This window comes from uncultured Abiotrophia sp. (assembly GCF_938010525.1).
Classification (GTDB): Bacteria; Bacillota; Bacilli; order Lactobacillales; family Aerococcaceae; genus Abiotrophia.
Genome location: NZ_CALLVK010000025.1, coordinates 115,152 through 124,319 on the forward strand (window position 1 = coordinate 115,152; position 9,168 = coordinate 124,319).

Annotated in this window: 8 protein-coding genes, 2 tRNA genes, 2 rRNA genes and 2 other annotated features; of the genes, 4 read left to right on the forward strand and 8 right to left on the reverse strand. The window is 47.0% G+C overall.

The features are described from left to right. Positions 1-14 precede the first annotated feature (14 nt). From Q0339_RS09020 to Q0339_RS09035, 4 genes are all read right to left on the reverse strand, one after another. Positions 15-1,220, reverse strand: coding sequence for a M20 family metallopeptidase (locus tag Q0339_RS09020; protein ID WP_298078498.1), 1,206 nt, complete (start codon positions 1,218-1,220; stop codon positions 15-17). Positions 1,221-1,246: 26 nt separating this feature from the next. Further along, positions 1,247-2,083: a MetQ/NlpA family ABC transporter substrate-binding protein gene (locus Q0339_RS09025; protein WP_298078499.1), complete on the reverse strand. Its 837-nt coding sequence runs from the start codon at positions 2,081-2,083 to the stop codon at positions 1,247-1,249. Positions 2,084-2,112: 29 nt separating this feature from the next. Then, positions 2,113-2,769 (reverse strand): methionine ABC transporter permease, encoded by a 657-nt coding sequence (locus Q0339_RS09030; RefSeq protein WP_268442554.1) that lies wholly within the window; start codon positions 2,767-2,769, stop codon positions 2,113-2,115. A 77-nt stretch (positions 2,770-2,846) separates the two neighbouring features. Beyond that, entirely contained in the window at positions 2,847-4,022 is a 1,176-nt protein-coding gene (locus Q0339_RS09035) for an ATP-binding cassette domain-containing protein (RefSeq protein ID WP_023391574.1), read from the reverse strand. 75 nt (positions 4,023-4,097) lie between these two features. Next, positions 4,098-4,337: a binding site (T-box leader), on the reverse strand. A 41-nt stretch (positions 4,338-4,378) separates the two neighbouring features. Beyond that, positions 4,379-4,615: a binding site (T-box leader), on the reverse strand. Between the two features lie 183 nt (positions 4,616-4,798). Here Q0339_RS09035 and Q0339_RS09040 point away from each other — a divergent pair. From Q0339_RS09040 to mscL, 4 genes are all read left to right on the forward strand, one after another. Beyond that, entirely contained in the window at positions 4,799-5,965 is a 1,167-nt protein-coding gene (locus Q0339_RS09040) for an aminotransferase class I/II-fold pyridoxal phosphate-dependent enzyme (RefSeq protein WP_298078501.1), read from the forward strand. 18 nt (positions 5,966-5,983) lie between these two features. Beyond that, positions 5,984-6,154, forward strand: coding sequence for a 2-hydroxymuconate tautomerase (locus Q0339_RS09045; protein ID WP_070756776.1), 171 nt, complete (start codon positions 5,984-5,986; stop codon positions 6,152-6,154). A 76-nt stretch (positions 6,155-6,230) separates the two neighbouring features. Further along, positions 6,231-7,361: an FAD-dependent oxidoreductase gene (locus Q0339_RS09050; protein ID WP_298078503.1), complete on the forward strand. Its 1,131-nt coding sequence runs from the start codon at positions 6,231-6,233 to the stop codon at positions 7,359-7,361. 74 nt (positions 7,362-7,435) lie between these two features. Further along, entirely contained in the window at positions 7,436-7,822 is a 387-nt protein-coding gene (gene mscL / locus Q0339_RS09055) for a large conductance mechanosensitive channel protein MscL (protein WP_257244590.1), read from the forward strand. Between the two features lie 112 nt (positions 7,823-7,934). Here the strand turns inward: mscL and Q0339_RS09060 are convergent. From Q0339_RS09060 to Q0339_RS09075, 4 genes are all read right to left on the reverse strand, one after another. Continuing rightward, positions 7,935-8,007, reverse strand: a tRNA-Thr gene (locus Q0339_RS09060). Positions 8,008-8,021: 14 nt separating this feature from the next. Then, positions 8,022-8,094 (reverse strand) — tRNA-Asn (locus Q0339_RS09065). A 19-nt stretch (positions 8,095-8,113) separates the two neighbouring features. Further along, a 5S ribosomal RNA gene (rrf, locus tag Q0339_RS09070) occupies positions 8,114-8,229 on the reverse strand. Positions 8,230-8,299: 70 nt separating this feature from the next. Further along, a 23S ribosomal RNA gene (locus tag Q0339_RS09075) occupies positions 8,300-9,168 on the reverse strand; the annotation flags it as partial.

The following is a 9,168-nucleotide window of genomic DNA, read 5'->3' on the forward strand; positions in this document are numbered from 1 at the left end:
GCATGACTCCTTTATTAATTATTATTTGTTTGTGTCAATGATTGATGCTGGGCCTTAATGGCCGCTAGTTTTTCCGGATCCAACAGAAGCGCCAAGGCCGTATTAGCCAGCAAGGTGGCTGCCACCGCTATGGAAGCATAACCCTTAGGGCTACCTGCTGCGGCTTTAAACTCCTCGGAATGGCCTGGAATTGGGCTGTCACTAATGGAAACCGTAGGTTGAATGGTAGGCACGACTTGAGAGACATTGCCGACATCAGAAGAACCTAGCGAATTACGCTCGCTTCTTTCGATTTCGGACTCGTCAATGCCATAGTCGGCGACTTCTTGGAAGAAGAGTTGGTCAAAGAGTGGCGTTGGTACCACATCGTCCACCCAGTTCTGGAAGAGACCAAACTTGTAGTCGCATCCTGTTGCTAGCGCCGCTCCTTTGACAATATTTTCTACCTTTTGGTAGACACTTTCCAAGGTCTTGCGCTCAGCAGCTCTGAGATAGAAGCGACCTGATGCATATTCTGGAATGACATTGGCAGCCTGACCGCCGTTGGTGATAATACCATGGATGTTGACATCCTTAGTCAGATTTAAGCGTAAGGCATTAATGGAGTTGAAGACTTGAATCAAAGCCTCCAAGGCGTTAATGCCTGCTTCCGGTGCCCCCGCTGCATGTGAAGCCCGGCCAAAAAACTCAATATCAACTGGCGCATTAGCCAAGAGCCGTAAGGTCGGCGCGAATTTGTGGGCTGGGTGAGCACAAAGGGCGGCATCGACATCCTGGAAGAAACCTGCCTTAACATAGGAACCTTTGGCAGAGCCGTTCTCCCCGCCTTCTTCTCCAGGTGTTCCATATACTCGGATTTCACCACCTAAATCATCGATAACGGCTTTGAGGGCTACAGCTGCTAGGAGTGAATAATTACCGAATAGGTTATGCCCACAAGCATGGCCAATACCTGGCAATGCATCATACTCGGCTAGGAAGGCCAAGACAGGACCAGGCTTGCTTGCCCGGTAGACCCCGACAAAACCAGTCTCATGACCTGCAATGTTCTGGGTGACTTCAAAGCCTTCGTGCCGCAATTGATTAGCCAGTAGGTCAGATGCAAAATATTCTGTGTTGCAGACCTCAGGCCGCTCATAAATGGCCTTGGCATGGTCTTGGTAAGTGGCTAATTTTTCCGCGACAACTTCGCGAATTCTATCTTTGTAGGCCTGGGTCATTGGCCCACCTCCTTTTATTTCAAGGCTTATTTAGTACCGAAAGTTTCCCAAGCTGGTAAGAGTGAACCTTTAGAAACTTCTTCGATAACCTTCTTAGTATCTTCTGTTTGGTAAGCTTCTACAATTTTCTTGTAAGTCGCATTTTCTGCGTCTTTCTTACGTGCCACGATAATGTTCACGTAAGGTTTTGAGCTTTTATCAACTGGCTCTAAGTAGATAGCATCTTTGGATGGTGTGTAACCTGCATCAACTGCTACCCCTGAGTTGATGATAGAAGCTGTCACGTCATCTAAAGCACGAGCCGTTTGGGAAGCATCTAACTCTTGAATCTTAAGGTTGAGCTTGTTTTCTTTGATGTCAGAAACGGTTGGTTTGTAGCCTTTTGCTTCATCTACTTTGATTAAGCCTGCTGTTTGCAAGAGGCGTAAGGCACGACCGCCGTTTGTTGGGTCAGAAGGAATCGCCACTGTGTCGCCTTCCTTCAAGTCTTTAATATCTTTGATTTTCTTAGAGTAAACCCCTAATGGCGCGTTAACGGTATTCCCGATAGAGACTAATTCTTGATCCTTGTGCTCTTGTAAGTAGCTATCCAAGAAAATTTGATGTTGGAAAGCGTTGAGATCAATTGAGCCGTCAGCCAAAGCTGCGTTTGGTTGGCTGTATTCTGTGAATTTTACATATTCAAGCTCGATGCCATCTTTGGCTAAGCGTTCTTTGACATTGTCCCATACTCGGGTGTCGTCGCCGACTAAACCAAGTTTAACTTTTTCTGCCGCTTGAGCAGAAGTGACAGGTGCTAGGGCGCTAATGCCTAGACTAACTGGGATGATAATTGCAGCAAGTGTTTTAATCCATTTTTTCATTGAGTGTTCCTCCTAAAATTGTGAGTTGATTAGTGGGTGACGCGTTTTTCAATACGTCGAGCAATAAATTGAGTGATGAAGACCAAGATTAAAATCAAGATGGTCGACATTAAGGTGACATCTGTCTGGAATCGGTTATAACCACGAGAGATGGCTAGGTTCCCTAGACCACCACCACCGACAGCACCTGCCATGGCGGTTAAACCAATCACGCTGATTAAGGTAAGGGCTGACGCGCGGACGATACCTGGCAGCCCTTCTTTGAGATAAACGCGGAAGATAATACCCCAAGGGCTAGTCCCCATGGCTTGTGCGGCTTCCACAACCCCTGGATTGACTTCTAAGAGGGCATTCTCGACCTGACGAGCGAAGAAGGGGATAACCCCTGCAATCAGTGGCACCAAGGCGGCCTTGGAACCAATGGTCGTACCTGCTAAGAAGCGAGTGGTCGTCGCTAAGAGGGCGACTAAGATAATAAAGGGAATGGACCGGAAAATGTTGACCAGTTGATCTAGGATTCTATAGAACCAACGATTTTCCAGAATTCCGCCGTCATGGGTAACTACTAAAATCACACCCAGCAAAATCCCGAAGATACCCGACCAGAGGGCCGTCCAGAAAGTCATGTAAAGGGTTTGTTGTGTGGCCTCTAAAAAGTCCTTAGGAATTTTAGCCACGTTAGGCATGATGGGCTCTAAACTTGCCCAGGCTTGGTTAAACCAAGCACCAAAATTATCGGAAAACTCTGCTAACCATGTTGCCATTAGTCTTTTGCACCTCCCTTGTAGTCTTTGGCGCTGTTCGGCCGCTTAAGAAACTTAAGGTTGACACCTTGTTCTTTAATATAGGCAACCGCAGCTTCCTTGTCGGCTTCTGCCCCGGCCAAGGTGACAATCAAATTCCCAATTGGCGTATTATCAATAATCTCGACATTACCATGCAAGATATTGGCGGTGACATTGAAGAGACTGTAGAGGGTCACAATCAGTGGCTCATCGGTTTCGTCACCTAAGTAGGATAATTCTACTAGCCATTCATCATCCTTAAGTTGAGAGAATTTTGGCTGACTGAGAATAGTAGCTAAGGCCTGGTCTACATGGGTTGCAGTCCGAATGAAGTCGCGGGTTAGAGCTTGGGCTGGTTGGCTGAAGATTGGCACCACTGAGCCGGCTTCAATCACTTCCCCATTTTCCATTACGGCTACCTTGTTACAGATTTCCTTGACTACTTGCATCTCATGAGTGATTAAGACGATGGTCAAACCTAGCTTTTGGTTCAATTCTTTGAGCAAGTCCAAAATCTGCAAGGTAGTTTTAGGGTCGAGAGCACTGGTTGCTTCATCACAGAGTAGAATCTTAGGATTGCTAGCTAAGGCCCGCGCAATCGCCACCCGTTGCTTTTGGCCGCCAGATAATTGGCTTGGATAAGCTTCTGCCTTATCAGCAATCCCTACTAGTTCAAGTAACTCTAAAACCTTTTGGCGACGTTCCTTGCGAACTTGAGACCAGAACTTGAAAGGTGCGGCCAACTTCTCGCCGGCCTTTCCGGACCATTTCCAAAAGGCTAAGGCCTGACCGACATGCTGGCCAAACTTGCGGAAGTTCTCACCATCATATTGAAGTGGGAAAGCCACATTATTGAAGACTGTTCGACTGTGCATGAGGTTGAAGTGTTGGAAAATCATCCCAATTTTCTTACGTTCCTCACGTAATCGTCGACTAGAGAGTCCCTGAAGTGCTACCTTACCAACGGTCACTTGCCCGCCTGTTGGACGTTGCAAGAGGTTGATGACCCGGACCAGAGTGGATTTACCAGCACCAGAGTAACCGACAATCCCGTAAATATCTCCTTCTTCAATCTTCAAATCAACGTCTTTGACTGCTTGGACCTGGCGGTCCTTCTGTCTGAATGTGACAGAGATATTCTTTAATTCTATCACCTATAATTCCTCCTTATTTCAAGGCTCGTGGGTGGGCGGGTTACAAAAAAGCCCCCAAGGCGGCCTGCTGCCTACCTTGAGGGCGTCATGACGCGTTACCACCTCTTGTTCAGGCAATACTCACATATTGCCCCTTAGCGAGTACCCTGATTGGATACTCTTTGCTTTTAACGGTCGCACCGAGACTTGAATTAGCTTAAGCCATTCGAAATCTTCGCTCCATAGCCATTTTCATGTCGTTGCCTTGCTTCGTTCCACCACCCGAAGCTCTCTGTGAAGGCGAGGCGACCTTACTTACTATTTCATCGCATTATCTTATCTTAAAAAAAATAGCCCTCTCTACTAACTCTTGTTAGTAAAAGGACGATGTGATCGTGTTACCACCTTTTATTCGGAAGCCTAAACTTCCCTCTACCCAGCTGGCCTTACAGCGTAACTGGTATTCCTGGTAACGGGGGAATGACCCGAACACACCTACCTATCGGCGTATTTATCTCCCAGACCATCTTCATAACCTATTCGATAGTACCTTTCACCTGCCGGTACCTCTCTTGAATCGCTAGTTTTACTACTCTTCTGTTCAACGATATTTCAGATATGCCTCTACTATACCCAGATTCCAGCTAAAAGTCAAGCCTTTTATGATAAAATTCTGATGAAGAGGTGAGTTCTTCTCATTTTTACTTGGACTTTTTTCACCATGCTCTAGATTATGTCGGTCTATGTATGATAAACTATTAGATAGAAGTTAAGGAAGAAAGGGAAGTGCTCATCAGATGTCAACGCCACAAGTCAATCAAGGCCTGCTCGCCATTAAGCCGAGCCCTATCCGTAGTTTTAACGACCAAATCAGCAAAATTGAAGGCTTGATCCCCCTCACTATCGGGGAACCAGACTTTCCAACACCCGATTTCATTAAGGAAGCCGCCATCGAGGCCATCCGCAAGGACCTGAATGGCTACACTCATTCGCGTGGTCTCTTAGCCTTGCGCCAAGCTATTAGCGATTTTCTAGAGCGTCACTATGAACTCCAATATAGTCCTGAAGAAGAAATCATCGTGACCGTTGGCGCGACCGAAGCTTTATTTGCCAGTCTGGTTGGCTTACTTAACCCTGGCCAAAAAGTCATTGTACCCGCACCTAACTATGTTATCTACGAAACACAAGTTCGTCTTGCTGGGGCAGAACTCATTCGTCACGATGTCAGCCATAGCAACTTTAAGCTAGAGGCAGAAGAACTCAAGGCTCAGTTAGAAAGCCATCCTGAAATTAAGATTCTACTCTTGAACCATCCTTGCAACCCTACAGGCGTCACCTATAGTCGAGAGGAGTTGGAGGCTCTAGCCAATGTGGCCCGCCAATATGACCTCATGATTGTTTCGGATGAAATTTATAGCGAACTTACCTATTCTGATAATCATGTTTCCATGGCGGAACTAGCTCCTGAGCGCACCATTCTGATTAACGGGACCTCTAAATTCTATGCCATGACTGGTTGGCGCTCTTGCTTTATTGCAGGGCCTAAGGACTATCTGAGCCAAATCTTCAAGGTCCACCAAGCAACTATCAATACGCCACCATCCGTCTCACAATATGGTTCTATTGCTGCCTATCACTCAGGTGATGATAGTATTCATGAGATGCGTCAAGCCTATGACCAACGCCGCCAATTCCTTATTGGCCGTTTCCGCGAGATTGGCTACCAAACCTTGCTTCCAGAAGGCGCCTTTTACCTCTTCGTTAAAGTACCTGACTGGTTCCAAGGTGATGACTTCGCCTTCTGTCTGGCCCTGGCTCAAGAAGCTAAGGTTGGGGCAGTCCCTGGCCAGTCTTTTGGACCTGGAGGATCAGGCTACTTCCGTATCAGCTATGCTGCCAGCTTAGAAAAATTGGCAGAAGCCATGAATCGAATTCAAGCCTTTACCCAAGAAAAGACTAAATAATCTTAAGGAGGAGCCTTTATGCCATTTATCCACGTTGAACTATTAGAAGGTCGTAGCCCTCAAGCCAAAGAAGCCATGGCCAAAGAAATTATTGAGGTCGTGTCCAAACATAGTGGTGCGCCTACCGAACGCATTCACGTTGTCTTTCAAGACATGAAGAAAGAAAACTATTTCCACAATCCTAAATAGACAGGTAGACTGGCTGAGGTAATTCCTCAGCCTTTTCCTCAGCCTTTACCATTAGCTAATTGAAGGAGGCACTAAGATGAAGAAGAATCTTGCAATTATTGGGGGCGGGATCGTCGGCGCGACAGCGGCCTACTATGCCCTCAAAGAAGGCCACTCTGTCACCCTCTATGAAGACGGCACTGGCCAAGCAACCAAGGCGGCCGCAGGCATTATCTGTCCCTGGTTCACTTTACGCCGTAACAAGCCCTGGTATTATCTGGTTTCTCAGGGGGCTGAGTTTTACCGGCGCTTCATGGCGGATTTGGCTGAAGATGGCTTGAATACCGATCTAATCTTCCAAGAAGTTGGCGCTTTACTGGTTCGTAAAGACGAAAGCTCTCTAACTCGTGACCAGGAACGAGCACAAGAACGACGACCCGCTTCACCTTCTATTGGAGAGGTTACTAGTTTATCTGCTCAAGAGGCCATGGATAAATTCCCGCTCCTAGAGACACCTTATCCAGCAAGTTTTATCAGTGGTGGGGCGCGACTGGATGGTGCAGCTTTGATTCAAGAACTTCATATTTTGATTCCAAAACTAGGTGGCAAGCTGATTCATGGACAAGCACAGCTTGTAGCTGATAGTGGGCATCAGGTTAGCGTTCTAGGTCCACAAAAGGATACAAAATCCTACGATGCTATTTTGTTAGCCTGTGGTGCTTGGTTACCTCATATCCTAGAGCCACTCGGCTATGAGGTTGCCATTTGCCCTCAAAAGGGACAACTCTTTAGCGTCTATCTACCTGACTGGGCAGGGAATACTTGGCCAGTTGTTATGCCCCCCGGTAAATTTGACATCATCCCTTTCCAGAATGGCGAGCTCGTCATTGGCGCTACTCATGAGAACGACCGAGGTTATGATTTAAGTGTTGAAGCCGAAAGATTGGCTGAACTACAGGAACGTGCCAGCAGCATGCTACCTTTCTTGTCAGAGCAAGTTACTTACCATCAGGTTAAAGTGGGTATACGTGCCTATACACCGGATTATGCTGTGTTAGTAGGGCCTGTCCCGGAACTGAATTCTGTTTGGGCTGTTAGTGGGCTAGGTTCTTCCGGTCTAACAAGTGGGCCCTTCCTAGGTTATCAGTGGGTCAAGCATGTTAGCGAAGGACATTGTGACTTGGATCAAAGCCTTTATCCAATTGAGTCCTACATTAAAAAAGTCTAAGAATTGGCCCTTTTTCACTACACAAATTAGTCTAAACATGTTATGATTAGTAAATGAAAGGAGGGGAATTTCGAATGAAAAAAATCTTTGAAGAATTCCGTGGCTTTATTGCCAAAGACAATATTGTAACTTTAGCCGTTGCTGTGATCTTGGGGGGTGCCTTCTCAAGTATCGTAACTAGTTTGGTAAATGATATCTTCATGCCAATTATTGTTGCTGTAACTGGTCAAGCTACCGTTTCTGGCATCTCATTACGCATTGGGAATACTTACCTAGGTGTAGGTAACTTCTTACAAGCAGTTATTAACTTCGTTATCATTGGTTTCTTGTTATTCATGACTTTGAAAGCTTTAGGGAAGGCTCAAGGCAAAGACTTGATCAACCCACCTGCGCCACCTGCAGGTCCAAGCGAGAAAGACTTATTACAAGACATCTTAAACGAATTGAAGAAAGAAAAATAAGACTTTCGCACAGAGCTGTCTCGCAAGAGATGGCTCTTTTTCTATTGCCTAATATATCATATATGATATATCGGGCAAATAAAAAAGAAGTATCGTCAGATACTTCTTGATAAGCCACTTGCCGGGCTTGAACCGGCGACCTCATCCTTACCATGGATGCGCTCTACCTGCTGAGCTAAAGCGGCAATATAAAATTTTACTCCGCAAGTAGGGCTCGAACCTACGACATCATGATTAACAGTCATGCGCTCTGCCAGCTGAGCTATTGCGGAATCAAGACAACCTCACCCAGCATGGCAACGACCTACTCTCACAGGACCAAAGGTCCAACTACCATCGGCGCTAAGAAGCTTAACTGCTGTGTTCGGAATGGGAACAGGTGTGTCCTTCTTGCCATTATCACCACACTTGGGTGTTGTCTTATATGAGTGCTTGCACACTCAAAACTGAATAACCTCAAACCTAACCTCAAATCTTGTGGTTAAGACCTCGACCGATTAGTACTAGTCCGCTCCATGGATCACTCCACTTCCACTTCTAGCCTATCTACCTGATCGTCTCTCAGGGGTCTTACTTCTTTCGAATGGGAAATCTCATCTTGAAGCTGGCTTCACGCTTAGATGCTTTCAGCGCTTATCCATCCCGCACATAGCTACCCAGCGATGCCCTTGGCAGAACAACTGGTACACCAGCGGTGCGTCCATCCCGGTCCTCTCGTACTAAGGATAGCTCTTCTCAAATTTCCTACGCCCGCGACGGATAGGGACCGAACTGTCTCACGACGTTCTGAACCCAGCTCGCGTACCGCTTTAATGGGCGAACAGCCCAACCCTTGGGACCGACTACAGCCCCAGGATGCGATGAGCCGACATCGAGGTGCCAAACCTCCCCGTCGATGTGAACTCTTGGGGGAGATAAGCCTGTTATCCCCAGGGTAGCTTTTATCCGTTGAGCGATGGCCCTTCCATACGGAACCACCGGATCACTAAGCCCGACTTTCGTCCCTGCTCGACTTGTAGGTCTCGCAGTCAAGCTCCCTTCTGCCTTTACACTCTACGAATGATTTCCAACCATTCTGAGGGAACCTTTGGGCGCCTCCGTTACATTTTAGGAGGCGACCGCCCCAGTCAAACTGCCCGTCTGACACTGTCTCCCACCCCGGTGAGGGGTGCGGGTTAGAGTGGTCATGTCACAAGGGTAGTATCCCACCGTTGCCTCCTCCGAAACTGGCGTCCCGGATTCTTCAGCTCCTACCTATCCTGTACATGTGACACAAACACTCAATATCAAACTACAGTAAAGCTCCATGGGGTCTTTCCGTCCTGTCGCGGGTAACCTGCATCTTC